This is a genomic window from Aeromonas sp. sif2433 (assembly GCF_019218705.1).
Lineage (GTDB): Bacteria > Pseudomonadota > Gammaproteobacteria > Enterobacterales > Aeromonadaceae > Aeromonas > Aeromonas encheleia.
Window position 1 is genome coordinate 22,682 of record NZ_JAHUXD010000018.1, and the last position, 23,777, is coordinate 46,458.

At 58.3% G+C, this 23,777-nt stretch carries 26 protein-coding genes; 7 read left to right on the forward strand and 19 right to left on the reverse strand.

Translation table 11 applies throughout. The features are described from left to right. The first annotated feature begins 104 nt into the window (after positions 1-104). Entirely contained in the window at positions 105-1,604 is a 1,500-nt protein-coding gene (locus KW825_RS19410; RefSeq protein ID WP_256354006.1) for a hypothetical protein, read from the forward strand. A gap of 309 nt (positions 1,605-1,913) precedes the next feature. Here the strand turns inward: KW825_RS19410 and KW825_RS19415 are convergent, their stop codons facing one another. The 9 genes from KW825_RS19415 to KW825_RS19455 all read right to left on the reverse strand — a co-directional run bounded on the left by KW825_RS19415 (position 1,914) and on the right by KW825_RS19455 (position 10,582). Then, the gene (locus KW825_RS19415) at positions 1,914-3,824 is read right to left on the reverse strand and encodes a DUF262 domain-containing protein (RefSeq protein ID WP_218330133.1); all 1,911 of its coding nucleotides are present in this window, start codon (positions 3,822-3,824) and stop codon (positions 1,914-1,916) included. A gap of 582 nt (positions 3,825-4,406) precedes the next feature. Then, positions 4,407-5,255, reverse strand: a complete 849-nt coding sequence (locus KW825_RS19420) for a TIGR03899 family protein (protein WP_218330134.1) — start codon at positions 5,253-5,255, stop codon at positions 4,407-4,409. A 133-nt stretch (positions 5,256-5,388) separates the two neighbouring features. Next, positions 5,389-5,862 (reverse strand): DUF3299 domain-containing protein, encoded by a 474-nt coding sequence (locus tag KW825_RS19425; RefSeq protein ID WP_218330135.1) that lies wholly within the window; start codon positions 5,860-5,862, stop codon positions 5,389-5,391. 112 nt (positions 5,863-5,974) lie between these two features. After that, positions 5,975-7,222, reverse strand: a complete 1,248-nt coding sequence (locus KW825_RS19430) for an ABC transporter permease (protein WP_218330136.1) — start codon at positions 7,220-7,222, stop codon at positions 5,975-5,977. A gap of 79 nt (positions 7,223-7,301) precedes the next feature. Beyond that, positions 7,302-7,988 (reverse strand): ABC transporter ATP-binding protein, encoded by a 687-nt coding sequence (locus KW825_RS19435; protein WP_218330137.1) that lies wholly within the window; start codon positions 7,986-7,988, stop codon positions 7,302-7,304. Positions 7,989-7,992: 4 nt separating this feature from the next. Then, positions 7,993-8,565, reverse strand: coding sequence for a DUF2796 domain-containing protein (locus KW825_RS19440; RefSeq protein ID WP_218330138.1), 573 nt, complete (start codon positions 8,563-8,565; stop codon positions 7,993-7,995). A 48-nt stretch (positions 8,566-8,613) separates the two neighbouring features. Next, entirely contained in the window at positions 8,614-8,895 is a 282-nt protein-coding gene (locus KW825_RS19445; protein ID WP_218291668.1) for a hypothetical protein, read from the reverse strand. A gap of 44 nt (positions 8,896-8,939) precedes the next feature. Continuing rightward, positions 8,940-9,482, reverse strand: coding sequence for a YtfJ family protein (locus tag KW825_RS19450; protein ID WP_042653000.1), 543 nt, complete (start codon positions 9,480-9,482; stop codon positions 8,940-8,942). Positions 9,483-9,703: 221 nt separating this feature from the next. Further along, positions 9,704-10,582, reverse strand: coding sequence for a hypothetical protein (locus tag KW825_RS19455; RefSeq protein WP_042652999.1), 879 nt, complete (start codon positions 10,580-10,582; stop codon positions 9,704-9,706). A gap of 140 nt (positions 10,583-10,722) precedes the next feature. On the opposite strand from KW825_RS19455, the gene KW825_RS19460 reads away from it, so the two are divergent. Continuing rightward, positions 10,723-11,067 carry a hypothetical protein gene (locus KW825_RS19460; protein ID WP_218291670.1) on the forward strand — a complete coding sequence of 115 codons (345 nt, stop codon included), beginning with the start codon at positions 10,723-10,725 and terminating at the stop codon, positions 11,065-11,067. Positions 11,068-11,094: 27 nt separating this feature from the next. On the opposite strand, the gene ppa is transcribed toward KW825_RS19460, so the two are convergent. Then, positions 11,095-11,625 carry an inorganic diphosphatase gene (gene ppa / locus KW825_RS19465; protein WP_005313216.1) on the reverse strand — a complete coding sequence of 177 codons (531 nt, stop codon included), beginning with the start codon at positions 11,623-11,625 and terminating at the stop codon, positions 11,095-11,097. A 177-nt stretch (positions 11,626-11,802) separates the two neighbouring features. Between ppa and mpl the strand changes: the two genes are divergently transcribed. Together mpl and KW825_RS19475 are read left to right on the forward strand one after the other, a co-directional pair. After that, positions 11,803-13,167 (forward strand): UDP-N-acetylmuramate:L-alanyl-gamma-D-glutamyl-meso-diaminopimelate ligase, encoded by a 1,365-nt coding sequence (gene mpl / locus KW825_RS19470; RefSeq protein WP_218330139.1) that lies wholly within the window; start codon positions 11,803-11,805, stop codon positions 13,165-13,167. Then, complete coding sequence (locus KW825_RS19475) at positions 13,164-13,775, forward strand: flavin prenyltransferase UbiX (protein ID WP_218330140.1); 612 nt, start codon at positions 13,164-13,166, stop codon at positions 13,773-13,775. The genes mpl and KW825_RS19475 overlap by 4 nt, the downstream gene beginning before the upstream one ends. Positions 13,776-13,847: 72 nt before the next feature. On the opposite strand, the gene KW825_RS19480 is transcribed toward KW825_RS19475, so the two are convergent. Then, complete coding sequence (locus KW825_RS19480; RefSeq protein WP_042652995.1) at positions 13,848-14,462, reverse strand: TetR/AcrR family transcriptional regulator; 615 nt, start codon at positions 14,460-14,462, stop codon at positions 13,848-13,850. Between the two features lie 201 nt (positions 14,463-14,663). Here KW825_RS19480 and hpt point away from each other — a divergent pair, with 201 nt between their 5' ends. From hpt to KW825_RS19495, 3 genes are all read left to right on the forward strand, one after another. Further along, a complete protein-coding gene (gene hpt / locus KW825_RS19485) occupies positions 14,664-15,194 on the forward strand; it encodes a hypoxanthine phosphoribosyltransferase (RefSeq protein WP_042653310.1) in 531 nt (176 codons plus the stop codon). A gap of 110 nt (positions 15,195-15,304) precedes the next feature. Further along, complete coding sequence (locus tag KW825_RS19490) at positions 15,305-16,222, forward strand: ABC transporter ATP-binding protein (protein WP_042652994.1); 918 nt, start codon at positions 15,305-15,307, stop codon at positions 16,220-16,222. Next, entirely contained in the window at positions 16,219-16,992 is a 774-nt protein-coding gene (locus tag KW825_RS19495) for an ABC transporter permease (protein WP_042652993.1), read from the forward strand. Before KW825_RS19490 ends, KW825_RS19495 begins: the two co-directional genes overlap by 4 nt. Before the next feature lie 58 nt (positions 16,993-17,050). On the opposite strand, the gene KW825_RS19500 is transcribed toward KW825_RS19495, so the two are convergent. The 8 genes from KW825_RS19500 to sfsA all read right to left on the reverse strand — a co-directional run bounded on the left by KW825_RS19500 (position 17,051) and on the right by sfsA (position 23,770). Next, on the reverse strand, positions 17,051-17,398 hold the full coding sequence (locus tag KW825_RS19500) for a putative quinol monooxygenase (RefSeq protein ID WP_218330141.1): 348 nt from the start codon (positions 17,396-17,398) through the stop codon (positions 17,051-17,053). 23 nt (positions 17,399-17,421) lie between these two features. Further along, positions 17,422-18,276, reverse strand: coding sequence for a pantoate--beta-alanine ligase (gene panC, locus KW825_RS19505; protein ID WP_218330142.1), 855 nt, complete (start codon positions 18,274-18,276; stop codon positions 17,422-17,424). 104 nt (positions 18,277-18,380) lie between these two features. Beyond that, entirely contained in the window at positions 18,381-19,175 is a 795-nt protein-coding gene (gene panB, locus KW825_RS19510) for a 3-methyl-2-oxobutanoate hydroxymethyltransferase (RefSeq protein ID WP_042652990.1), read from the reverse strand. A 128-nt stretch (positions 19,176-19,303) separates the two neighbouring features. After that, on the reverse strand, positions 19,304-19,801 hold the full coding sequence (gene folK, locus KW825_RS19515; RefSeq protein WP_218330143.1) for a 2-amino-4-hydroxy-6-hydroxymethyldihydropteridine diphosphokinase: 498 nt from the start codon (positions 19,799-19,801) through the stop codon (positions 19,304-19,306). Positions 19,802-19,811: 10 nt separating this feature from the next. Continuing rightward, on the reverse strand, positions 19,812-21,305 hold the full coding sequence (pcnB, locus tag KW825_RS19520) for a polynucleotide adenylyltransferase PcnB (RefSeq protein ID WP_042653309.1): 1,494 nt from the start codon (positions 21,303-21,305) through the stop codon (positions 19,812-19,814). A gap of 143 nt (positions 21,306-21,448) precedes the next feature. Next, positions 21,449-22,345, reverse strand: a complete 897-nt coding sequence (gene gluQRS / locus KW825_RS19525) for a tRNA glutamyl-Q(34) synthetase GluQRS (protein WP_218330144.1) — start codon at positions 22,343-22,345, stop codon at positions 21,449-21,451. Positions 22,346-22,457: 112 nt separating this feature from the next. After that, complete coding sequence (gene dksA, locus KW825_RS19530; RefSeq protein ID WP_005329052.1) at positions 22,458-22,907, reverse strand: RNA polymerase-binding protein DksA; 450 nt, start codon at positions 22,905-22,907, stop codon at positions 22,458-22,460. Positions 22,908-23,026: 119 nt separating this feature from the next. Next, positions 23,027-23,770, reverse strand: a complete 744-nt coding sequence (sfsA, locus tag KW825_RS19535) for a DNA/RNA nuclease SfsA (RefSeq protein ID WP_218330145.1) — start codon at positions 23,768-23,770, stop codon at positions 23,027-23,029. Positions 23,771-23,777: the final 7 nt, after the last annotated feature.

Genomic DNA, 23,777 nt, shown 5'->3' on the forward strand with positions numbered 1-23,777 from the left:
CCAATCGGTTGGCCGCTATGTGGCGCTCAGAACGGTGGGTGTTCCAATTTCACCCATGATATGCATCGATCATCACAAAAGTGGTAGGCTAGGGATTGTTGCGAGTGAGCCAAAAACAGAGGGGTGGGGTGGTGACTGCAGGCAAGAATGACATTTCCGATGACGTTGATTTTTCTGAGGTGTTTAGTGGTGTCGATATTAATGAAATTGTTAAACCCTTTCAGGAATATACTCAGGCCTTAAGTTTATTTTTTACAACATACACGCCTGAAACTAGCAAGACGCTCATACACATACATAGTGATTTCGACCCTGACTTATTTACTCAGCAGGAGGCTGCTTTTGCAAACGAAGCTTTAAAATTTGCAAACTATGATGAAAACGCCCTTCAAGGTGAGTTAGTTGTATTGTTTTCGACTCCGGTTATTGTCTCGGAGCTCTCTTGTCGGAATGTATCTAAATCTGAAAATGAAGGGGCAGTTAGGCTTATTTCCTATCACGGTACGGATAAGAGATTTGCAACCAAAAGAATAACAAAACAACCTTTGAATAGCGTACCTATTTCCACATATAAAATACATGACATTGCGTTGGGTCTTATCTTGCCAAAGCACAGTGTATTTTGCTCTGTGCGTGTTGCAAGCACCTCTGCGCTGCTTACTGAGCGGGAAAAATTTGATAGGGCTAAAGATGCTCTAAACAGAGCTAGAGAAGTACCGCTTATCGAAATGCAAAAGATTAAAGGTAAGCTTGAGAACATTAATAGTGTTATCGATGTTAAGCGAGCGTTGTTTGATTCTATATCTAATGATATCAATATATTAGAGCAAGAGCGCTCCCACGCAAAAAACAGTCTAGCTCACAGTCAGAATGCTCTGGAAAAAGTAAGAAGTGACATCGATAATTCAAGTCGGGAGTATGAAAAGCTTTCAAAAACTATTGCCGATGAGTCTGATAATTTAATCGCGATAGAGAAAAGAATCGAAGTTGAGACTGATTCGTACAAGAAAGAAGAAAATAAGCTTAAAATGTTGGTTGTCGATACTGAGAAAGCGAGCGATGTGCTAAAGGCGGTACAGCAAGAGTTAGCTGTTGCGAATCGGCAAAAAAATCTTACCACCCTAGATATGGTGGGACACTCTAATGAAACGTCTAAACAGTTAAGGCCATATTATATCTTGGCTGTTTCTACATTTGTTGCGTTGGCTTTTATGGCAAGATATATATACCAAAATGGTGAGAGCTTTATGTATATGGTGCCATTTTTGGGTAATGTTAGTGCTTGGGATATTCTTCTCAGTAGATTGCCGCTGATTACAGCCACCACCCTGATTATTGGCGGTTTATCGGGTGTTTTCTTTTTCTTGGTTAAGCATATCGTCTCTCTTAATACTGAGAAAATGACAATGCTTAAGGCCGCCATTTTGGCAGAGCAAATAACTAATTCCATAGAATGTGAGCATATGACTGAGCGGGAGAAACTAGAGTTCAAGCGTGACACTAAAATCAGGCTCATAACTCAAGTTTTCTCTAAGAGTGAGCCAGAGATAGACAAGGCTAGCTTTATTATGGATGTTCTAAAAGCACTCAGTGATAAAAAATAGCTTAAAGAAGCCACCGGATAAACGGTGGCTTTTTATTAACATGGGTCATCATCTTGTATGTTGGGCTAAAATTCGTAGGTTGGTGCTGAGCGAAGTGAGGCCCAACATTTACCACGAAACGTATCTGCAAACTTGTGTTACTGATCGACCCAATTCATGTTTATTCCACTCTGGTTGAGGTGGTCATGTTCGTCTGTTGGGCTTCGCTACGTTCTACGCCAATCTATAAAGACAAATAAAAATGGAACAGTCACCATTTTGGTTCTGTGGGCCACTACGCGGCGCTCAGAATGGTGGGTGCCCCTAATTTTATTTAAGCTCAATATTATCAGCGTGTAATAATCTGATTTTAAATTTCGAATCACCAAGAATTATATTCCATCGGTGTTCCATAAATCTAAGTAGCTCTAATCCTCGCTCTAAGATTTTATTCGGTGTCCAGTCTGTATTTTGAGCAACCTCATTCTCGGAAACAGATCCGTTGTAATAACCAACACCTGTTCCGTTATTAACCTTTTGAGGAAAACTATCATTTTGCAATGCCGAGTTTTTGGAGCGAGAAAGAGGTAACAAATTTCCTAAAGAGTGGGTTAAATAGCGCCGTTCCTGCTCATTAAGGTGACCGAAACGCTCACGCCAATAGGCATCGTCAGGAGTTTGTGGAAAGATATGCTCCAAAGTCACATGATCTTTTTTACTGGTTTTCAGTGCATCCCAAGTGAGTTTACTGGCTGCCTGTTTACCTTTCTCCTTGAGCCAGTACTCATATTCATATAGAAAGTAACGAATACCATCCCAGTGGTAAAATCCGTTCCTGTCCAACTCGTACTTCTCCTCAATGTGAGCTAGAAATTTCTCTGAATCATAGTAGCGATCAATCCAAGAATTTATGGACTCAACTACCTCTTTAATCGATCTAACTCCAGTTAATAAATCCCGCGACATACTAAAGAACTCTGTGTCACCGGTATTAGCACGGCGCTGGCTTAGATTGAACAATGTGAAATTATAGCGTTCAGCCGCGGCCAGCAGCTTACTAATCATTTCGGGATCTTGCTTGGAGACAAATGCCGACAAGATTAGAGGCTTAAAAGATCTAAAGCTCAAACGCTCCAAGCGATCCAGCCACAGTTTCTGAAAGTCGTTAAGCTGGTTGCCTTGCGTATAATATGGATTATGCATAAAGAACCAGTAGACAACAGACTGCTGAAGACTTTTCACATAGTCAGAGATCTCTTCAATCTTAAGTTCATCTTCTACTTTTTTGGAGTGAGTAATGTTTCGTGCATTAAACTTCTCATCCAGTAGAAAATTGATGTAATCATCCCCTTTTTTGCGAGTATATTTGAAAAACATTGTCCAATGGTTACGTAAAAAGAGGTTGTCACTGAGGGGAATGTCGGGGTTTTGCCCTAGGTACTCATACATGGTTTTCCATGCATCATTAATATTAGTTCTTAGTTGCTCCCGCCCCTCATTGTCTTTAAACAATGTAGAAAGATAGATTAACCTATTCTTAAGCAACTCCAAACTGGTCAGTGGCTTACCCCGATTATTCATTGTTTCGAAAGTCACAAAAACATCAATCTCTTCATCAATTTCGTACAGATTAAATTTAAGTTTCTGCGTTAATTTCTTATAAATTATGGCTATATCATCAATTGGCATTACAGCTAACCGCTCCATAAAGTAGCTTTTAGCAAAGCTGAGATTGCGTGTATAAAGTGTTTCCACAAACTGATTTGAGCTGGAATACTCACCAAAGATCTTGGTTTTCATGTATTCATCGCTGGGATTATCTTTCACATATCCAAAAATGAAACTCTGTTGTAATTTATTGTCAGCTTCAAAAAATATGAATTGTTTACGAATAGAAACAATAGATTGATAGTTCAGTTCTGCACCGTTATCGACGGAATCAAGGATCGCTTGCAAAAGGATCATTGACGTGGTTAAACGCTGCTGACCATCCACTACATAAAATGGGCGAAACCCTACACCTTCGATTAGCCATAGGTCTTTTTCCCAGCGTTGATATAAACTGGACTTTACTGGTTCGAGAGTGATTACACCAGTATAGTGAATCCGATCAGATTCTAGCTGAAGAATATCCTCCCAAAAGTCTTCAACTTGGTGCTCCTTCCATGCATATCCACGCTGATAATCAGGAATACGTAATAATCGCCGTTCGAAAATATCGTTAAGGCTATTCAATTTCATACTAAAACTTCCATTTAGGATGGATAACACCCTGTTAATTAGAAAAATTTAGTTGGCTATCACCTTGAGCGAAGCGAAAAAGCCAACTGAATTTTTTCTTCTTTCCAACATCTCGTATGTTGGGCTAAAAGCCGTAGGTTGGTGCTGAAGGCAGTGAAGCCCAACGTTTACCGCGAAACGTATCTGAAAATTTGTTTTACCGCTCGACCAAATCCATCTTTATCCCGCTCTGGTTGACGTGATAATGCTCGTCTGTTGGGCTTCGCTACGCTCTGCGCCAACCAACAGAAACCACGCTACCGCCCCCTGAATCACAGCCTCCAGTCTGCTGGTATTTAATTGGGGTTTTGCTCTGGTCTGGCTCATTGCTGACTCCGACGAGACATTACCGAGAACGACTATGTTACCGAACGGAGCTGGTGTGGGAAGCGGGAGAGGGTGGTTTTATGGGCAAGATCAAGAAATGAGTCGCGCTCACGCTGGCCTTGTCATGCTCATGGGCCCGGTATCTGTGACCATACCGGGCCCATGGCCTTTGTCGGCCGCTGGGCAGTCAGGGGGAAGCCCAAGGGTCTGCCGGGATCAGCTGGGGAGATCAGGCTCGCCGGCCGGGGCCAGCATCAGGGTCTCGATCTGCAGGTTGGTCGACAGCAGGGTCTTCAGATCCTGCAGGTACTCCTCCAGCGGCGGTTCATCCAGCAGCAGGGCGAGCTCGTTGCCGACCGGGGTGAGGCGGTAATAGAGCAGGGTCAGGCCGCTTTGGCGCTGGCGCAGTCGCCAATGCTGGTTGCCGAAGGCGAGCTCGACGCCGTCCGCCGGCAGGGGCCCGGATTCCAATTCGCCCCGGTGCAGCAGGCCCAGATCGAACAGCAACAGCAGCGCGCTGTAGGGCACCCGATACTTGCCAAGCCCCATGCGGGTGACTTTGGCCCGGCTGAGCAGGCTGGCGCCCTTGTGCATGCCCAGCAGCAGGCGCTGCTCTTCGCTGCCCTCATAGTGACAGCAGAGGGCGCAGATGCGCTGGAACAGCTGGGCCTCGCGCTGGGTCATCTCCTTGAGGGTGCTGAGGGCCCGGATAGAGAAGCGGCCCGGGGTCGCCACCTCCAGCGCGAAGATCCGTCCCCACAGCTGCTGCATGGGCACCATGCTGATGTCTTCGGCCAGTTGCAGGAAGCGGGTCAGCCAGTCGCTGTCCATCTCGCCGCCGGCCGCCGTCTCTTCGCAGTGACGGGCGGCCATCACCATGATGGCTTCCAGATTGCGCTGGCGGGCGGCCTGATCCGCCAGATGGCGGAAGGTGGCGCGTTGTTCGAAGGTGCTGTCGCTGTTGCGGGTCAGCATGCCGTCTATGCCGCGACTGCGGGCCAGGCGCAGGGTCTGCTCCTGGCTGCTCAGGATGGCACTCTCTTTCTTGGGGGGCAGGTCAGCCATGCTGGCTCCGTGATCGCAGGGTCTGGTGTTGAATGTTACTCCAACCTGGCCCATGAACAATCCCTCAGGCGGGGACGACGTCAGCGGGCTCAGGATAAAAAAATGGCCTCCCGCAGGAGGCCATCGGCGTGGCTTACTCTTCGTAGATGCTGACCTCGACCGCCTCCATGGAGTAGGAGGCGGTCGCCATCTCGTGGCTGGAGCTGAGGGTGTGCATCTTGCCCTTGACCCAGATGGCGTCCCAGAGATCATCCACCGGCGCCCCCTTGGGGTAGCTCACGTAGATCACCTGGTTGGTGGGGGGCGGCGGCACGTGGATGCAGGCGCCGAAGTAGGGCACCAGCAGGAAGGCGGTGATGGTCTTGGCATCCCCCTCCAGCGGCACCACGAAGCCGGGGATCCGCACCTCCTGGTTGTCCAGCTTCTTGTTGACGCCTCCCACCGGCTGCGGCACCGACATGGGGTCTTCGTGATTGACCTGGGGCGGTGGCAGCAGCTTCTCCCCCTCCGGGATCAGCACGTCCCAGTCGATGGTCTTGTAATCGGCGGCCATGGCAGGCAGCACCAGCAGGCTGGCCAGCAGCGCCACTATCTTCCACTTCATCATCAGTCCTTCTCTCATTTTTATGCGGGCATGTCGCTAGATACGAATGCTCATGCCATCACTCAGGCTGTAGCGGTAAGCGCGGGCGGCGATATTGACCTTATCCAGCGCGGCATCATATCCGGATACTCATGCCATCGCTCAGGCTGTAGCGGTAGGCGCGGGCGGCGGGCAGCAGGCCTATCACCATGCCCGCCAGCCACACCAGCCCCAGCAGTTGCCACTCGTAGGCGCTCGGCAGCCCCAGGCTCAGTTGCAGGCCATAGTGGCTGAGCAGCCAGGGGGTGGCAAGCCCCTGGCCGAGATAGAGCACGGCCACCCCGAGGGCGATGCCGAGGGTGGTCAGCGCCATCGCCTCCAGCGCCAGCAGCAGGAAGAGGTGGGAGGGACCCGCACCCAGGGATCTCAATATGGCGAGCTCGCGGCGCCGCTCGTTGAGCCCCGCCAGCAGGGTGGTCAGCATGCCGATGAGACCCGCCACCACCACGAAACCGGCGATGACCGACAGTGCCGTCTCCGCCACGCTCATCAGGCTCCAGAGCTCCTGCAGGGCGGCCCCGGGCAGTATGGCCATCAGCGGCTCCCTGGGGTAGGTGTTGATGCTGCGCTGCAGCTGGAACGCTAATATCCGGTTGCTCAGGCCCACCATAAAGGCGGTGATGGTCTTGGGGGTGAGATCCAGAGCCAGCGCCTGCTCCGGGGTCACATTCTTGCTGTGGCGGCCGGTGTCCCAGCCGAGGTGGATCGCCTCTATCCCCGCCAGCGGCACATGTATGGTGCGATCTATGGGGGTACCGGTCGGTGCCAGTATCCCCACCACCTTGAACGGCAGGTTGTCGTGCTGGCTGAAGGAGGTGTTGCCGGCGCCGTGGGCGATGACGATGGCTTGATCCAGCTTGTAGCCGAGCTTCTGTGCCACCTGGGCGCCGAGCACCGCCTCGAACGGCGTCTCGAATGGCCGCCCCTCGCGCAGTTGCAACGACTGCTGCTGGCCGTATTTCAGATGGGTGAAGTAGTCGCCGTTGGTGCCGAGCACCCTGAACCCCTTGTGGGAGTCACCCAGAGAGAGGGGGATGGTCCAGGCGACGCCAGGCTTTGTCTTGATGGCCTGGTAGGAATCCCAGCCCACGTTGTTGGTAGGGTTGCCGATGCGAAACACCGAGTAGAGCAGCAGGTTCACCTGACCGGAGCGGGCGCCGACGATGAGGTCGGTACCCGAGACAGTGTTGGAGAAACTCTCCCGGGCTTGCATTCGCACCCGTTCCACCCCGAGCAGCAGGGTGACGCTGATGGCAACGGCCAGCAGGGTAAGCCCGGCGGTGAGGCGTCGGGCCCAGAGACTTTGCAGGGCAAGTTTCAGCATGATGCCCTCCGTTTTTTGGCTTGTGAACTAACCAACCTTGCGGGGCTGGCCGGGCAGAGGCGCTGGATTGCGGCTGTCATCATGCGGCCCTCCGGTTGAGCAGTTGCAGGTTCTCCACCCGGGGGAAGAGGGGCTCCAGATAGGGATCGTGGCTGACGAAGACGAGGGTCGAGCCCTGCTTGTCGCACTCCTCGAACAACAGCTTGATAAAGGCGGCCCTGTTGTCGGTATCGAGGGCCGAGGTGGGTTCGTCGGCGATCACCAGCGGTGGCGAGCCGATCAGGGCGCGGGCGGCGGCGACCCGCTGCTGCTGGCCGATGCTCAGGGCGTGGACGGGTCTGTGCAGCGCCTCGTTTGGCAGTTGCAGCTCCCCCAGCAGCCGGCGCGCCTCCTGTTCCGGGCTCCCTTGCAGGCGGGCTCGCTTCTGGGGCGAGAAGCTGAGGGCGGCGGTGACATTGTCCAGCACGGATAAAAACGGCAGCAGGTTGAACTGCTGGAAGATGTAACCCAGATTGGCGGCCCGGAAGTGATCACGGGTGCGGCCAGAGAGCTGGGCCAATGGCTGGCCCAGCACCTCCAGGGTGCCGTGGTTGGCGGTCTGGATCCCGGCCAGCAAGCCGAGCAGGGTGGACTTGCCGGACCCCGAGGGCCCCTTGATGAAGACCCGCTCCCCCTGCTGGATGCACAGGGCGGGCAGATCGAGTACGGCCTCGCCACCTGGCCAGGCAAAGGCCAGATCGCGGATCTCAACCACGGCGTTTTTCATGGTGTCACCAGCTCAGTTGGAAGGCGGATGGGGTCAACTCGGCCGCGGTCTGGCCGTTGGGCAAGATACCCTGCACGCTCAGCTTCTCCAGGCTCGGATAGACGGCAAACAGGGTGGCCTCGAGACCAGTGAGTTTGGCCGGGGTCTCGCAGGTGTAGGTGTACATGGCGCCCATGTCGGCGTGACCCGCCTCATCATGGTGGTGCTCATCCTGATCGCCGTCCGCCTTTTCATGGTCATGATCGTGGTCGTGATCTTCCTTGGCGGCATTGATCTCCTGCCGGGTCAGGGTGCAACCGGCGGCAGGATCGAGGCGGAACAGGGCATCCGGCTGCTGGAGCCGGGTCAGCGCCCTGGCGTACTGCGCCTTCTCCTCATCGCTTCTGGCAGCATGCTCGAAGCCCACCAGATCGGCGGCAGGCGCCTGCAGCTCGATCATCAGCTGGTTGCCATCGAGCACCAGATTGAGGTGGCCGTGGCCATGCTCGTGGGCCCCGTGGCCATGGCTCTCATGGTCGTCGTGATTGGCTTGTACGCCGAAGGCGGCGGCCGCCAGTAACAGGGTGACTGCTTTCATCGTTAATCCTTTTAAACCATCAATTAATAAGAGAAATATTCAGTTGGTTCAACGATGGGAAGCCGGCGGGGCGCGGATGCTGTAGTGAGGCGAGGCGGGGTTGCCGAGCAGGGGGAAACCGGGGATAACGGGCGGAAAGCTGGCAAACTGTGGGGCAGGGACAAGCGGAGTGGGCGTCAGGGCCAGCTTGCCATCCAGATGGAGGGCGCAGATGAGGCAATGGTGGCCGTGGTCAGGCAGGCTCGCTTCCAGCGGATGCTGCGCCAGTGCCGGTTGCAACCACAACCAGCCCAGCAGCAACAACCAGATTTTCAGCTTGAAACGACCCATAGACCCTTATGGAAAGGGCGCCATCAGCGCCCTTACTCTCTGATTCAGAGATGGGACTTGATGAGCCCCATCACGGTAGCGATGTTGGTGGCATCGAGCTGGCCATCTTTGGCGAACAGCACCTTGCCCTCTTTATCCAGCAGTATGATGGCCGAACTCTCCGGCGCGAGATCCCAGGCGTTGCGGGCCATGCCCTTGGCATCCAGTACCATGACAGACCAGGGGAACTCCTTCTTGCTGTCTTCTGCACTGCTCTTCACGAAACCGGAGGTGCCCCAGATGGCGTCATTGCTGTTGATGATGGTGACGGTCTGGTACTGATCATGGGGCAACTTGGCCGCCTTGATCGCCTCGATCATGGGGGCATTCAACTCCTTGGCACTGGAGCGACCGGCGATGTGCTGGATCAAGAAGACCTTGCCGGCCAGCACCTTGCTCTGCCAGGGCTGATAGCTTATCGCCTTGTCCTGCAGCACCAGCTCACCCTTGTCACCGATGTTGACCGGCGGCACCTGGGCAGATTCCTTGATGTTGTGGGCCATGACCAGGCCTGGCAGCAGCGCCAAGGTAAGTACGAGATGTTTCATCCTGATGACACTCCTTTGTTATGTTATAACGATTTCATGATTGTGGGAATGGGACAGTACTCATCCTAAACTGATCGGATCTGTTTAAAAAGTGTTAAATAATGTGGTGAGCGTTAGGATCGCACCGTCCGCCAGCGCAGATTGGCGGCTGGTAAGGGCGGCTAGGATGGCACGCAGTCGATAAAAATCAACACCTTATCAACTGGTTTGAGGAGTCTGGCTCAGTAGAGCGGTTCACTGACCAGCGGGATCTGGGCCATGGTCATCTGCTGGGCCAGCAGGGGGGAGCCGGTCAGCAGCACGTGGCGCTGATTGCCGATCACTAGGGTGTCACCTTTCAGCCCGCTGTCGGCGGTGATGGCGAGCCAGGCCGGGGAGACGCTGCCGATGCTGATGTTGGGGTAGATGATGCTGAGCATGTACTGGGGCGCCAGCTCGGCCAAGAGGCTGGCCATCAGCAGTGCCTTCTCGTCACTGTCGGCCTTGTTGTCCTGCAGCGCCTGCAAGGGGGGGGCGAAGTGATCCATCTGCTCGGGAGGGGTGGGGATGCCGTTTAACCACTCCTGCAGCAGATTGACGCTGGTGGCCAGATCCTTGGCCGAAAACTGCTGGGCCAGCGGCTTGAGGTCACCCTTGAACTGATAGAACAGCTGGGAGTAGTTGGGCCGCACGCAGGGCAGCTTGCGATTGGCCGGGTGCACACAGGGCAGCACCCGCATCTGGTAGAAGGCATCTTCCTGATATTGTTGATAGGCCTGCCAGAACTGGTTCGACTCCAGGCTGTCGTCGTGCAGGGTGAAGGCCTGCTCCAGGTTGCGAAACTTGGTGGCGGTCTCCGGGCTGCTCTGGTTGATCTGGTTGATGCTGTTGTAGAGCCGCGGGCTGATGTAGGAGTAGAGGGTCTCCAGCGGATAGTTGAGGGAGGCGTCGAGCAGGGTCATCTCATGACGGCTGGCCGAGATGACGCGCTCATCCGTGCTCAGTTGCAGATGCTTGAGCTGGCCGTCGGCGGACTGCCATTGCCAGCTGAGGTTGACCTCCTGGGCACCGGCCGCGGCGGCAAACACTAGACTCCACAGCACTCCTTGTGCCAGTTTCATGATGCTGCATCCCGCGCCGATAGATACTAAACAACTAGGTGAGGCGGCAGGTTTTGGATTACTTCAATTGCATTGAAGTTGGTAATCACCTGATAAAGCTTTAAATTTAATTCTGAAAATAAGTCGCACAGGGAGCGATCATGAAGCCTATCTCGATGCTCTTGCTGATGTCTGTCGCGCTGCCGGCGCTGGCGGGCCAGGTGATCGTCAATCAGGGAATGTCCACGGCAGACACCTTTGCCCTGCGGGATCAGCTGGCGCGGGAACACGAATGGCAGGAGTGGCTGCGCCTGCAGCAGGCGGTCAAGTGGTTGGAGGTGTTGCCGGTCAACTGCGAGCTGGTGGGGGGCAGGGGCGAGGATTACCACTGTGGCGACAGTTACTACCGTCCCTACCGCCAGAATGGGCGCGACATCTATATCCAGGGCGATCCGCCGGGGTTGACGCCGGGTCATCAGCCCAGAGCAAATAAAAAGGCGCCATGAGGCGCCTTTTTATTTCGAGAAATACGCTTACTTGGCGGCGTAACGCTCGGCAGAAGTGACGATCTCGGCTTCTGCTGCGGCCTTGTCGCCCCAACCTTCCACCTTGACCCACTTGCCCGCTTCCAGCTCTTTGTAGCGCTCGAAGAAGTGCTGGATCTGGGCCTTCAGCAGCTCAGGCAGATCGTTCACATCCTTGATGTGATCGTATTGCTTGGTCAGCTTGGAGTGCGGCACGGCCACGATCTTGGCATCTTCACCTGATTCGTCGGTCATCTTCAGCACGCCGACCGGGCGGCAGCGAATGACGGAGCCGGCCAGCAGCGGGTAAGGAGTCGGCACCAGCACGTCGACCGGATCCCCATCCAGAGACAGGGTGGCGTTCACGTAACCGTAGTTGCACGGGTAGAACATCGGGGTGGACATGAAGCGATCAACGAAGATGGCACCGCTGTCCTTGTCGACTTCATATTTGATCGGGTCGGCGTTCTGCGGGATTTCGATGATGACATAGATGTCGTCAGGCAGGCTCTTGCCAGCCGGTACCAGGTTCAGGCTCATGACGTTTCCTTCAGTGTTGGAGTCAAGTTTGCAGGCCGATATTATAGCGATGTCGAATCAAATGACCATATTTCGAGGGCACTGCGACAGAGTTGGCTGCAGCCGGTCAGCTTGGGTCTGCCAAATTGGCGCCATCTTGCTAGAATGCTCGCTCTCTCTACAGGAACGGGAAGCGGTATGCATATTCACATCCTCGGTATCTGCGGCACCTTCATGGGCGGCGTCGCCGTGCTGGCCAAGCAGCTGGGTTATAGAGTCACGGGCTCCGATGCCAACGTCTATCCCCCCATGAGCACCCAGCTCGAGCAGCAGGGCATAGAGCTGACCGAGGGCTATGATCCGTCCCAGCTCGATCCGGCGCCGGATCTGGTGGTGATCGGCAACGCCATGAGCCGTGGCAACCCCTGCGTGGAATATGTGCTGGATCGCAATCTGCCCTATATCTCCGGTCCCCAGTGGCTGCTGGAGCATGTGCTGCAGGATCGCTGGGTGCTGGCCGTGGCGGGCACCCATGGCAAGACCACCACCGCCAGCATGCTGGCCTGGGTGCTGGAGTACGCCAAGCTGGCACCTGGCTTCCTCATCGGTGGTGTGCCGGGTAACTTCCCGGTCTCCGCCCGCCTGGGGGATGCGCCCTTCTTCGTCATCGAGGCGGACGAATATGACTGCGCCTTCTTCGACAAGCGCTCCAAGTTCGTGCACTACCATCCCCGCACCCTGATCATGAACAACCTGGAGTTCGACCATGCGGACATCTTCCCGGATCTCGCCGCCATCCAGCGTCAGTTCCACCACCTGATGCGCACAGTGCCGAGCAATGGCCGGGTGCTGTTTCCCCAGGCCGATGCGAACCTCGGTGCCGTGCGCGAGATGGGCTGCTGGAGCGAAGTCGAACTGGTGGGTCAGGACGACGCCAAGTGGAAGGCGGTCAAGCTGGCAGAGGACGGCTCAGCCTTCGAGGTGTGGCTGGATGGGCAGAAGCAGGGCGAGGTGCACTGGGAGTGCATCGGCGAGCACAACGTCAACAACGGTCTGATGGCCATCGCCGCCGCCCGTCACGCCGGCGTCATGGTGGAGCACGGGATCAAAGCCCTGTGCCAGTTCAAGTCGCCGAAGCGGCGGATGGAGCTCAAGGGTGAGGTGGCGGGCATCAGCGTCTATGACGACTTCGCCCACCACCCGACCGCCATCGAGACCACCCTCGGTGGCCTGCGCGCCAAGGTGGGCAAGGCCCGCATCCTGGCGGTGCTGGAGCCGCGCTCCAACACCATGAAGCTCGGGGTGCACAAGGAGGAGCTGGCCGGTTGCTTCGACGGCGCGGACGAGGTGCTCTTCTTCCAGCCGGCCAACATCGGTTGGGATCTGGCCGAGGTGACGGCCCACATGAGCCGTCCGGCCCGGGTATTCGACGAGCTGGAGACCCTGATCGACCGGCTGGTGGCCGAGAGCCGTGCCGGCGATCATATTCTGATCATGAGTAACGGCGGCTTCGGCGGCATTCACGACAAGCTGCTCGCCCGCCTCAAGCAAGGCAAGTCATGAGCAAACAGATCACCCTGGCGCTGACCGGTGCCTCCGGCGCCCCCTACGCCCTACGCCTGCTGCAATGCCTGGTACAGGCGGACTATAGGGTCTATCTGCTGGCCTCTTCCGCCGCCCGGGTGGTGCTCAAGACCGAGCAGCAGCAGGACTGGCCCGGCTCGCCGAAGGAGCTGTCTGCCTACCTCTGCCGCCAATATGGCGCCAGGGAAGGGCAGATAGTGGCCTGTGGCAAGGAGGAGTGGTTCTCGCCGGTGGCCTCCGGCTCGGCGGCGCCGAAACAGATGGTGATCTGTCCCTGCTCTATGGGCACAGTCTCGGCGATTGCCAACGGCGCCTCCGACAACCTGCTGGAGCGGGCGGCTGACGTGGTGATCAAGGAGCGTGGCCAGCTCATCCTGGTGCCGCGGGAGAGCCCCTTCTCGGCGATCCATCTGGAGAACATGTTGAAGCTGGCGCGGCTCGGGGTGACCATCATGCCGGCCGCCCCCGGTTTCTATCATGAGCCGAAAAGTATCGAGGATCTGGTGGACTTTATGGTGGCCAGGATCCTGGATCACCTTGGGGTCGAGCATGCGCTGACCCGGCGCTGGGGCTATGCCCAGCCCTGAGCCAGACGGCAGGCAAACAAAAGCGGCGCCGACCTGAACAGTCCGGCGCCGCTTTTTTATTGGCGAGGCGGGTTAGGCGACCTGAATGGGGGCCGTCACATACTTGAACAGAAAATCAGTCACCTCTTCCCGGGATGGGCGTTGGGGCTGATTGATCATCTGCATCATGACGTAGCCAAACCCGGTCAGGGAGCGGGCCAGATCCTGCGCCGACAGCACGCTCTGGATCTCGCCACTGTCCATGGCGGCCTGCAGGTGGGGCGCTATGCGTTCCAGCGCCCGGTCCAGCAAGCGGGTGTAGCGGGGCCACACCTCTTCCCGCACCGATGAGCTCCATTCCAGCCAGATGCTGGCATGGTCCGGGCTATCGTAGGCGGCGTCGACGAACAGCTTCACGTGACGGTGAATGCTGTCGCTGACCGGACCCTGGCCGGTATAAGCCTGCTCGAGGATCTGTTGCACGAAGCGCTCGATCTCGGCCAGCACTTCATCGACCAGATCTTCACGGGTGTTGAAATAGTTGAATACGGTCGCGACCGATACCTTGGCTTGTTCCGCGATCTCGGCATGTCCCGCACGGCCAATGCCGCGACGGGAGAATACCTCGATGGCACACTCCATCAGTTGGTCACGGCGAGCCTCCGGCGAAAGCCGGGTTCGACGTCTTATTTCTGCGCGTGGTTCCATAGTTTTTTCATCTAATAGTTATTGATTATGGTGTTTATAGTATTGTCACCGATAATGCCCAAAGGCCCGCTAACTCTATCAATTAAAATAAGCCGATAAAAGCATCACGTATGCCTGACGCCTCCCGGCTGGAATGGTAGAATCCTCGGTTTTGATGCAAATGAACGGCCAATAACCCTTTGGCCATGAATGGAGTATGTGATGAAACACACTGTCGAGGTGATGATCTCCGAGGCCGACGTCGCCGCCCGGATCGCCAAATTGGGTGAAGAGATCACCGCCCGTTACCAGGGTTCCGATGAAGTGGTCATGATTGGCCTGCTGCGCGGCTCCTGCGTCTTCCTGGCCGATCTGTGCCGTCAGACCCAACTGCCCATCACCCTGGATTTTATGACCGCCTCCAGCTATGGCTCCGGTATGCACAGCACCCGTGACGTGCGCATCCTCAAAGATCTGGATGACGACATCAAGGGCAAGGACATAGTGCTGGTCGAAGACATCATCGACACCGGTTACACCCTCAACAAGGTGCGCGAGATCCTCTCCCTGCGCGAGCCGAAATCCCTGGCCATCTGCACCCTGCTGGACAAGCCGTCCCGCCGTGAGGTACATGTGCCGGTGGACTGGATCGGCTTCTCCATTCCGGACGAATTCGTGGTGGGCTGTGGTATCGACTACGCCCAGAAGTATCGTAATCTGCCGTTCATCGGCAAGGTAGTTCCGCAAGAATAAGCAAGGCTCAGCAGTGACATAGGCAGCATGGCCGCCGCCATCGACTGTCTGCAGGCGGCCTCGGCCGCCTTTTCTGTCTCGAGATGGGCCATTCCATCACAGGGGTTGCAATGAACGCATTGGAAATCAGCGGCCTGAAAAAGACCTATCAGGGGGGCGTCGAAGCCCTTAAGGGCATCGATCTTACCGTCAAGCAGGGGGACTTCTTCGCCCTGCTCGGCCCGAACGGGGCGGGCAAGTCCACCACCATAGGCGTCATCAGCTCGCTGGTGAACAAGAGCGCCGGCAAGGTGAAGGTGTTCGGCTACGACATCGACGGCCAGCTGGAGCAGGCCAAGGCCCAGCTCGGCCTGGTGCCGCAGGAGTTCAACTTCAGCCAGTTCGAGAAGGTGAGCCAGATCGTCATCCATCAGGCCGGCTTCTACGGCGTACCGAGTGGCGAAGCCAAGATCCGGGCCGAGAAGTACCTGCGCCAGCTCGATCTGTGGGACAAGCGCGACGCGCCGGCCCGCACCCTCTCCGGTGGCATGAAGCGCCGCCTGATGATCGCCCGCGCCCTGATGCATGAGCCCAAGCTGTTGATCCTGGATGAGCCGACCGCCGGGGTGGACATCGAGATCCGCCGCTCCATGTGGCAGTTCCTGCAGCAGCTCAACGAGCAGGGGGTCACCATCATACTCACTACCCACTATCTGGAAGAGGCCGAGATGCTGTGCCGCAACATCGGCATCATCGACAAGGGCCGCCTCATCGAGAATACCAGCATGAAGGCGCTGCTCGGCAAGCTGGGGCGCGAGACCTTCATGCTGGATCTGGCGCCCGGCAGCGCCATGCCCCATGTGCCCGAATTCCAGGGGCGGATGCAGGATGAGCACACCCTGGAGGTGGATCTGGACAAGAGCCAGTCCCTCAACAGCCTGTTCGAGCAGCTGTCCGCCCAGGGGGTGCAGGTGCAGAGCATGCGCAACAAGGCCAACCGGCTGGAAGAGCTGTTCGTCAACCTGGTGGAAGAGGGCCGTAAAGCATGAACGCCAACACCTATTACATCGCCTTCAAGAGCATACTGACCAAGGAAGTGGTCCGCTTCACCCGGATCTGGCTGCAGACCCTGGTGCCGCCGGCCATCACCATGAGCCTCTACTTCGTCATCTTCGGCAACCTCATAGGTTCGCGCATCGGTGACATGGGGGGCTTCAGCTACATGGAGTTCATCGTGCCCGGCCTCATCATGATGTCGGTCATCACCAACTCCTACTCCAACGTCGCCTCCTCCTTCTTCAGCGCCAAGTTCCAGCGCAACGTGGAGGAGCTGCTGGTGGCGCCGGTGCCGAACTACATCATCATCGCCGGTTACGTGGGCGGCGGGGTGGCGCGTGGCCTCTGCGTCGGCCTCATCGTCACCCTGGTGTCGCTGTTCTTCGTGCCGCTGCAGATCCACCACCTGTTCAGCGTCTGCTTCACCGTGCTGTTGACCTCGATCCTGTTCTCCCTGGGCGGGCTCATCAACGCGGTGTTTGCCAAGACCTTCGACGACATCAGCATCATCCCCACCTTCGTGCTGACGCCGCTCACCTACCTTGGCGGGGTCTTCTACTCCATCACGCTGCTGCCGCCGTTCTGGCAGGGGGTCTCCCAGGTGAACCCCATCATCTACATGGTGAACGCGTTCCGTTACGGCTTCCTTGGTATCTCCGACGTGCCGCTCGGCACCGCCTACCTCATCATCATCGGCTTCATCGTCGCGCTCTACGGCCTGGCCTGGTGGCTGATCTCCCGTGGCACCGGGCTGCGGCACTGAGTGCTCGCACCATGAAAAAAGGCGCCCGCGGGCGCCTTTTGTTTTGGACTTGAAGGGATCAGAAGACGGGGGCGTCGTAGTGCGCCGGTTCATCGCTGTAGATGCAGACGTTCCACTTGGCGACTATGCCATCCTCGGCGAGGCAATGGCGCTCGAAGAACGCCTTGATCTCGGCACGCTGGCAGTGAGCCTCGAAGCTCGCCATGTCGCGCCAGATCTCGTTGAAGGCGATGGGGAAGCTCTCGCCCTCGGCGAAGGGGCTGGGGATGTGGCGGGTGACTATGTACTGCTGGCAGCCATCTTCCCGCAGGGTGTTGGGCTCGAGCCCCTGCAACACCCGGAACAGCGCCTGCTCCTGACCGACCTTGGGCTGGAACTGGGCGATGCAATAAACCTTCTTGGACATCTCTTTCTCCTTGTCGGGACCTGTCAGGCCCCGAGCGTGACCACACAATTGTCGATGAGGCGGGCCTTGCCCAGATAGGCGGCCATCAGGATCACCAGCCGCTCGCTGGCCTCGGTGGCCGATTCGAGCGTATCGGCATCGACGATGTCGATGGCGTCGGTCCTGAAGCCGGCGTTATCGAGGCGCTGACTGGCCTGGGCTACCAGGGAGGGCAGGTGGTGATCACCGGCCTCGATCTGCTCGGCGACCCAGTTCATGGTACGGGCCAGCTCGGGGGCCAGGGCCCGCTCGGCGGCGCTGAGGTAGCCGTTGCGCGATGACAGCGCCAGTCCGTCCTGCGCCCGCACCGTCGGTACGCCGACGATCTCGACCGGGATGGCCATGTCGGCCACCATCTTGCGGATCAGCGCCAGCTGCTGGTAATCCTTCTGGCCGAAGCAGGCCAGGTCCGGCTGGACCAGGTTGAACAGCTTGGCGACGACGGTGCTGACGCCACGGAAGTGGCCGGGGCGCAGCGCCCCTTCCAGCAGGCTGGAGAGGCCGGGCACCTCGACGAAGGTCTGGCTGGCCAGGCCATGGGGGTACATCAGCTCGGGGGTCGGCGTGAACACCAGATCCACGCCGGCCCCTTGCAGGGCGGCACAATCCTGCTCCAGGGTGCGCGGGTAGTTGGCGAGGTCATCGGCCTTGTCGAACTGCAAGGGGTTCACGAAGATGCTGACCACCACCTTCTCGCCGTGGCGGCGCGCCTGTTCAACCAGAGTGAGATGGCCCTGGTGCAGATTGCCCATGGTGGGCACGAATGCGATGGTGCGCCCTTCACGGCGCCATTGACCGATCTGTTCACGCAGATCGACGGGATTGTTCACAACCAACATCGGCGGTTACCTTCGGATACATCAAAGAGAGAGGGGTTGAATCAGCCTGGATATGGATGGCGAAACGGGGGCTGATGCCCCCGTTGCCATGAATGAGGCCTTGCTCAGTTGAAGCAGTGCTCGGGACCGGGGAAGGTGCCCTCGCTGACCTGCTTCACGTAGAGACGGACGGCGGCATGCAGATCGCCGGTCTCGGCCAGGAAGTTCTTGGTGAACTTGGGCACATAGCCGGAGGTGATGCCGAAGGCGTCGTGCATCACCAGGATCTGGCCATCGGTGGCCGGGCCGGCACCTATGCCGATCACCGGGATACGCAGCGCCTTGGTGATACGCTCGGCCAGGCTGACCGGCACGCATTCCAGCACCAGCAGTTGGATCCCGGCCGCCTGCAGCTCGAGCGCCTGGCGGTAGATCTCCTGGGCGTGGAACTCATCGCGGCCCTGTACCTTGAAGCCGCCAAACACGTGCACGGATTGCGGGGTCAGGCCCAGGTGAGCACAGACCGGGACGCCGTTGCGGGTCAGGTGGCGGATACTGTCACACAACCAGTCCCCCCCTTCCATCTTCACCATGCGGGCACCGGCGGCCATCAGTCGGGCGGCGTTCTGGTAGGTCTGCTCCGGGGTGGCGTAGCTCATGAACGGCATGTCGCTGACCACCAGCGCCTTGCTGGTGCCACGCACCACGCAGCGGGTGTGGTAGACCATCTCGTCCATGCTGACCGCCAGGGTGTCTTCTCCCCCTTGCAGCACCATGCCCAGGGAATCGCCGATCAGCAGCACCTGGGCGCCCTCGTCGTCGAACAGCTTGGCGAAGCTGGCGTCATAGGCGGTGATGGCGGTGATTTTTTGTCCGTCCTGCTTCATCTTCAGCAGGCTGGTGGTGGTGATCTTGCTCATTAGGTTGCTCCTACTCGCCCACTAGGTCGGGAATGATCTTCGGGGTCGCGATGGCGGTGAATGTCTGACGGGTCGGCCTGGATTGGCGCAGGATGGTGGTGGCAATCTTGCTCATGACGGCGACTCGTCTACGCACCCGTGGCGTCGGCAAGGATCACGAGACCATTGCGCGGGCAGCGGGCGACCAGTTCGGAGAGCGGGGTACCGCAGGGCAGTACCAGAGCGGGCGCAAGTTCGGCGAGGGGGAGCAGCACGAATTCCCGCTCCTTCATGCCGTAGTGGGGGACGGTCAGGCGTTCATGCTGGATGATCTGCTCCCCATAGAGCAACAGATCCAGATCCAGGGTCCTTGGACCCCAACGCTCGTCCTTGCGCACACGTCCCTGTTCCAACTCGATTCTTTGCAGCTGATCCAGCAGGGCCAGGGGGCCGAGCCGGGTATTGAGCCGCACCACGGCATTGACGTAGTCCGGCTGATCGGCAGGGCCCATGGGGCGGCTGCCGTAAAGGGATGAGGCCTGCAGCAATTCGGTCTGTGGCAACGCCGCCAATGCGGTGACGGCGCGCCTGGCCTGGGCGATGGGATCCCCCAAGTTGGAGCCGATGGCAACGAAGACCTCGGTCATCACTTTTTTATCACTCGGCCGCTTTCGGTTTGCGACGACGGGGGCGGCGACGATTGCGGCTGTTGCTGTTGCCGCTGCGCTTCTCGCCAGCCGGTGCCGGTGCGCCTTCACCCTCGCGAGTCGCTTCCCGCTGCAGGGTGCGCTCACCGCCCCGGGTCGCTTCCCGCTGCAGTTGCGGGCGCACATCCGGGTTGGATTCCACATAGCGCTCCCACCAGCTGGCGAGTTCGCCGAGGCCACGCTCGACCCGGTTGCGCAGCAACAGGAAGTCGAAGGCGGCGCGGAACTTCGGATGCTCCATGGCCCGCTCGGGGTGACGGCCCTGACGACGGGTCAGCCGCTGTTGCAGCGCCCAGATGTCGCGCACGTCTGTGGTGAAGCGGCGCGGCACGGCGATGATCCGTACCTGGGCGTCCAGCACCTCGTTGATGGCCAGCATGAAGGCGTCGTGCCAGGGCAGGCCGCTCTCGTTTTCCAGCACCCGGGCACGGGCCTCGACGGCGCCCCACAACAGGGAGGCGTAGAGGAAGGCGGGGGTGACCCGCTTGTCTTCACGCACCCGGGTGTCGGTGTCCATCAGCGCCAGCTCGATGAACTGCTCGAACGGCGAGTTGCCATGGGGGGTGAACAGGGCGGCCACCTGCGGGAACAGCGGCTGGAACAGCCCGTATTCACGCAGCAGCTTGTAGGTCGCCAGGCCATCGCCAGCCAGGAACAGCTTGAGGGTCTCCTCAAACAGGCGGGCGGGCGGGATATCCTGCAGCAGCGACGCCAGCTCCTTGATGGGGGCGGCGGTACGCGGGCTGATGTTCATGTCCAGCTTGGCGGCGAAGCGCACGGCCCGCAGCATCCGCACCGGATCTTCCCGGTAGCGGGTCTCGGGGTCACCGATCAGCTCCAGCTTGCGCTGGGCGAGATCCTCGATGCCACCCTCGAAATCGTGCAGGGTGAAATCCTTGGCGCTGTAGTAGAGGGCGTTGACGGTAAAGTCACGGCGCTCGGCATCCTCTTCGATGGTGCCGTAGACGTTGTCGCGCAGCAGCATGCCTTCATCAGACTGGGCCGACACATGTTTGCTGGTATTGACCTGATGGTGGTGACCCCGGAAGGTGGCCACTTCGATCACGTCACGACCAAAGACGATGTGCGCCAGGCGGAAACGGCGGCCGATCAGGCGGCAGTTGCTGAACAATGCCTTGATCTGCTCCGGCGTCGCGTTGGTGGCGATGTCGAAATCCTTTGGTGTCTTCCCGAGCAGAATATCCCGGACACCACCCCCGACCAGGTAGGCGTCATAGCCACCCTTGTTCAGGCGGTAGAGCACCTTGAGCGCATTCTCGCTGATCTCTTTGCGCGAGATGGGGTGCTGGTCGCGGCTCAAGGTTCGACGCTGGCCGGCTACGTGGACCGGCAGGGTAGATTCAACCGACTGCTCGCCGTCGTCCTTGCCGAGCACCTTGCGGCAAAAGTTTGCGATCTGGGAAAAAATGGTACACCTCTTCATGACTTCAAATTGACGGGAGGCCAAAAAATAGCGGCCTATCATAGCTCAGGCCTGACCAAATGAGAAACGGTGTGGCCTGCTTCCCTTATTCGGGCCTGGTCATACAAACAACAGCGCTGTCTATTCCTCTAGTCTGAACCTGCTCAACTGGTCGCCAGGGCGATCTTTGGCTGGCGGGGGACCAGCTCCAGCCGCCAGTGTTCTATCCCCCAGCCGATGATCTCCTCGATGCGGCAGCTTCGCAGCTCGGGGGGCGGGCACTGGCCGAGGAAGGCGAGCGCCTGCCACAGCGCCGGCCTCACCTCGTCGAGGGACAGTGCCGGGGCGTGGTTCTGCTTGGAGAGCTTGTTGCCATCCGCCAGCACCGCCAGCGGCAAATGTACCCAATCGGGCACGCATGCCCCCAGCGTCTGGTAGAGCGCGATCTGGCGCACCGTGGGCTCCAGCAGATCGGCGCCACGCACTATCTCGCTGATGCCGCTGTCCATGTCATCCACCACCACCGCCAGGTTGTAGGCATAGAGCCCGTCGCGGCGGCGAACGATAAAGTCCTCCTCCGCCAGGGCGGCGGGCACGGCTATCCTCCCCTGCAGCGCATCATCGAAATGATAGACGGGGCGTCGCTGGCGCAGGCGGGCGGCGCAGCCTGCCGGTGCCAGCCCCAACTCGCGGCAGTGACCGCCATAGAAGCCGCCGCCGGCCATGATCTCGCGCCGGGTGCAGCGGCACCAGTAGAGGTCCCCCGCCCGGTAGAGCCGCTCGATGATCTCGTCATAGCGGGCGTGGCGTCGGCTCTGGTAGATCACCTCCCCATCCCAGTGCAGGCCATGGGCCTCCAGGGTATGGAGGATGAGCTCACTGGCCCCGGCCATCTCCCGCGGCGGATCTATGTCTTCGATGCGCACCAGCCAGCGTCCCCTTTGCGCCCTGGCCTGCAGGAAGCTGCCGAGGGCCGCCACCAGCGAACCGAAGTGGAGCGGGCCGGACGGGGAGGGGGCGAAGCGACCGACATAGGGTCGGGAGAGGGGAGTCAGGGCCATGGAGATTCGGGTAGACGATGCATTGAGGCTGCATTCTGGGATGCCAGTGCTAAAAGCTCAATAAAAAAGGGAGCCCGCAAGCTCCCTTTTTTGACTATGTCGAGGGTCGGCATCAGCCGGCCATCTGTTTTTCCTTGATTTCAGCCAGTGTCTTGCAGTCGACACAGAGGTCGGCGGTCGGACGGGCTTCGAGGCGACGAATACCAATTTCGATACCGCAGTGTTCGCAGTAACCAAAGTCGTCTTCTTCGAGTAGCAGCAAGGTCTTCTCGATCTTCTTGATCAGCTTGCGTTCACGGTCGCGGGTACGCAGTTCGAGCGCGAACTCTTCTTCCTGCGCGGCGCGATCGACTGGATCCGGGAAGTTGGCAGCCTCATCCTTCATATGGTCAACGGTGCGGTCAACTTCCTGCATCAGTTGGTTACGCCAGGCTCCCAGGATTTTGCGGAAATGAACCTTCTGTTGGTCATTCATGTACTCCTCACCGGCTTTCACCTGGTAAGGCTCTACACCCGCAATGGCCAGGGGGCCCAGAGATTTCCTGTTTTCGCCTGTTGGCATGCCCTGTCTCCTAATTCAGCACGCTACTCGTGCCATCCGTAAATTGAGGGCGGTATCTATAGCAGAAGGGTCAACTGGAGGCAAACAAGCCTTGCCAATAATGTTACCCATTCCAGCATTTATTCGCTGCCCTCGGGTTGCAGGTGGCCAGATTCAAACGGAATAAAGCCTTGGGCCACCATGCTCTGCACCCCAACATGGGGGCGATAGCATAAAATTTCAACCCCTGCCGCCATGGCTTGCTCAATAAGCTGACTATAGTGCGGATCTATGTGGGTTGCAGGACGCATCCGCGCTATTCCGGAGTGCAATACCATGAATAACAACACGGCGCGATGCCCCGCCGCCTTCATGGCCATCAGCTCGCGCAGGTGTTTGGCGCCACGGGTGGTGACCGCATCCGGGAAGTAGCCCATCCCCGGCGCCGCCCGCTCGTCGAGCAGGGTGACGGACTTGACCTCTATGTAGCAATCGGGCTGGTGGTCATCCTCCAGCAGCAGATCGATGCGGCTGTTCTCCTCGCCATATTTCACCTCGGTGCGCAGCCTGGCATAGCCCGCCAAGGGGGCCAGCGCCGCCTGCTCGATCAGCTCGCGGGCTATCTGGTTGGCGCGGGCGGTGTTGACGCAGATGAAGTGCCCCGCCGGGCTCTCGGCTATCTCCCAGCTGTGGGCCAGCTTGCGCTTGGGATTGTTGGAGGTGGAGTACCAGACCCGGGTGCCCGGCTCGGCGCAACCGGTCATGGCCCCGGTATTGGCGCAGTGGATGGTGATCTGCTCGCCATCATCCAGCAGCACGTCGGTCAGGAAGCGTTTGTAGCGGGAGACCAGCAGGCCGGATTGCAGAGGGGGATCGAAAATCATGGGGCGC

What these genes read in the sequence shown, in the direction of transcription:
- KW825_RS19455 (WP_042652999.1), bottom strand. Translation starts at nt 10,582, where the DNA reads ATGAAACTGGCACAAGGAGTGCTGTGGAGTCTAGTGTTTGCCGCCGCG.
- KW825_RS19475 (WP_218330140.1), top strand. Translation starts at nt 13,164, where the DNA reads ATGAGCAAACAGATCACCCTGGCGCTGACCGGTGCCTCCGGCGCCCCC.
- KW825_RS19500 (WP_218330141.1), bottom strand. Translation starts at nt 17,398, where the DNA reads ATGTCCAAGAAGGTTTATTGCATCGCCCAGTTCCAGCCCAAGGTCGGT.
- KW825_RS19480 (WP_042652995.1), bottom strand. Translation starts at nt 14,462, where the DNA reads ATGGAACCACGCGCAGAAATAAGACGTCGAACCCGGCTTTCGCCGGAG.
- KW825_RS19435 (WP_218330137.1), bottom strand. Translation starts at nt 7,988, where the DNA reads ATGAAAAACGCCGTGGTTGAGATCCGCGATCTGGCCTTTGCCTGGCCA.
- mpl (WP_218330139.1), top strand. Translation starts at nt 11,803, where the DNA reads ATGCATATTCACATCCTCGGTATCTGCGGCACCTTCATGGGCGGCGTC.
- sfsA (WP_218330145.1), bottom strand. Translation starts at nt 23,770, where the DNA reads ATGATTTTCGATCCCCCTCTGCAATCCGGCCTGCTGGTCTCCCGCTAC.
- hpt (WP_042653310.1), top strand. Translation starts at nt 14,664, where the DNA reads ATGAAACACACTGTCGAGGTGATGATCTCCGAGGCCGACGTCGCCGCC.
- KW825_RS19415 (WP_218330133.1), bottom strand. Translation starts at nt 3,824, where the DNA reads ATGAAATTGAATAGCCTTAACGATATTTTCGAACGGCGATTATTACGT.
- ppa (WP_005313216.1), bottom strand. Translation starts at nt 11,625, where the DNA reads ATGAGCCTGAACCTGGTACCGGCTGGCAAGAGCCTGCCTGACGACATC.
- gluQRS (WP_218330144.1), bottom strand. Translation starts at nt 22,345, where the DNA reads ATGGCCCTGACTCCCCTCTCCCGACCCTATGTCGGTCGCTTCGCCCCC.
- KW825_RS19450 (WP_042653000.1), bottom strand. Translation starts at nt 9,482, where the DNA reads ATGAAACATCTCGTACTTACCTTGGCGCTGCTGCCAGGCCTGGTCATG.
- dksA (WP_005329052.1), bottom strand. Translation starts at nt 22,907, where the DNA reads ATGCCAACAGGCGAAAACAGGAAATCTCTGGGCCCCCTGGCCATTGCG.
- KW825_RS19460 (WP_218291670.1), top strand. Translation starts at nt 10,723, where the DNA reads ATGAAGCCTATCTCGATGCTCTTGCTGATGTCTGTCGCGCTGCCGGCG.
- pcnB (WP_042653309.1), bottom strand. Translation starts at nt 21,305, where the DNA reads ATGAAGAGGTGTACCATTTTTTCCCAGATCGCAAACTTTTGCCGCAAG.
- panB (WP_042652990.1), bottom strand. Translation starts at nt 19,175, where the DNA reads ATGAGCAAGATCACCACCACCAGCCTGCTGAAGATGAAGCAGGACGGA.
- KW825_RS19425 (WP_218330135.1), bottom strand. Translation starts at nt 5,862, where the DNA reads ATGATGAAGTGGAAGATAGTGGCGCTGCTGGCCAGCCTGCTGGTGCTG.
- panC (WP_218330142.1), bottom strand. Translation starts at nt 18,276, where the DNA reads ATGTTGGTTGTGAACAATCCCGTCGATCTGCGTGAACAGATCGGTCAA.
- KW825_RS19495 (WP_042652993.1), top strand. Translation starts at nt 16,219, where the DNA reads ATGAACGCCAACACCTATTACATCGCCTTCAAGAGCATACTGACCAAG.
- KW825_RS19440 (WP_218330138.1), bottom strand. Translation starts at nt 8,565, where the DNA reads ATGAAAGCAGTCACCCTGTTACTGGCGGCCGCCGCCTTCGGCGTACAA.
- KW825_RS19445 (WP_218291668.1), bottom strand. Translation starts at nt 8,895, where the DNA reads ATGGGTCGTTTCAAGCTGAAAATCTGGTTGTTGCTGCTGGGCTGGTTG.
- KW825_RS19420 (WP_218330134.1), bottom strand. Translation starts at nt 5,255, where the DNA reads ATGGCTGACCTGCCCCCCAAGAAAGAGAGTGCCATCCTGAGCAGCCAG.
- folK (WP_218330143.1), bottom strand. Translation starts at nt 19,801, where the DNA reads ATGACCGAGGTCTTCGTTGCCATCGGCTCCAACTTGGGGGATCCCATC.
- KW825_RS19490 (WP_042652994.1), top strand. Translation starts at nt 15,305, where the DNA reads ATGAACGCATTGGAAATCAGCGGCCTGAAAAAGACCTATCAGGGGGGC.
- KW825_RS19430 (WP_218330136.1), bottom strand. Translation starts at nt 7,222, where the DNA reads ATGCTGAAACTTGCCCTGCAAAGTCTCTGGGCCCGACGCCTCACCGCC.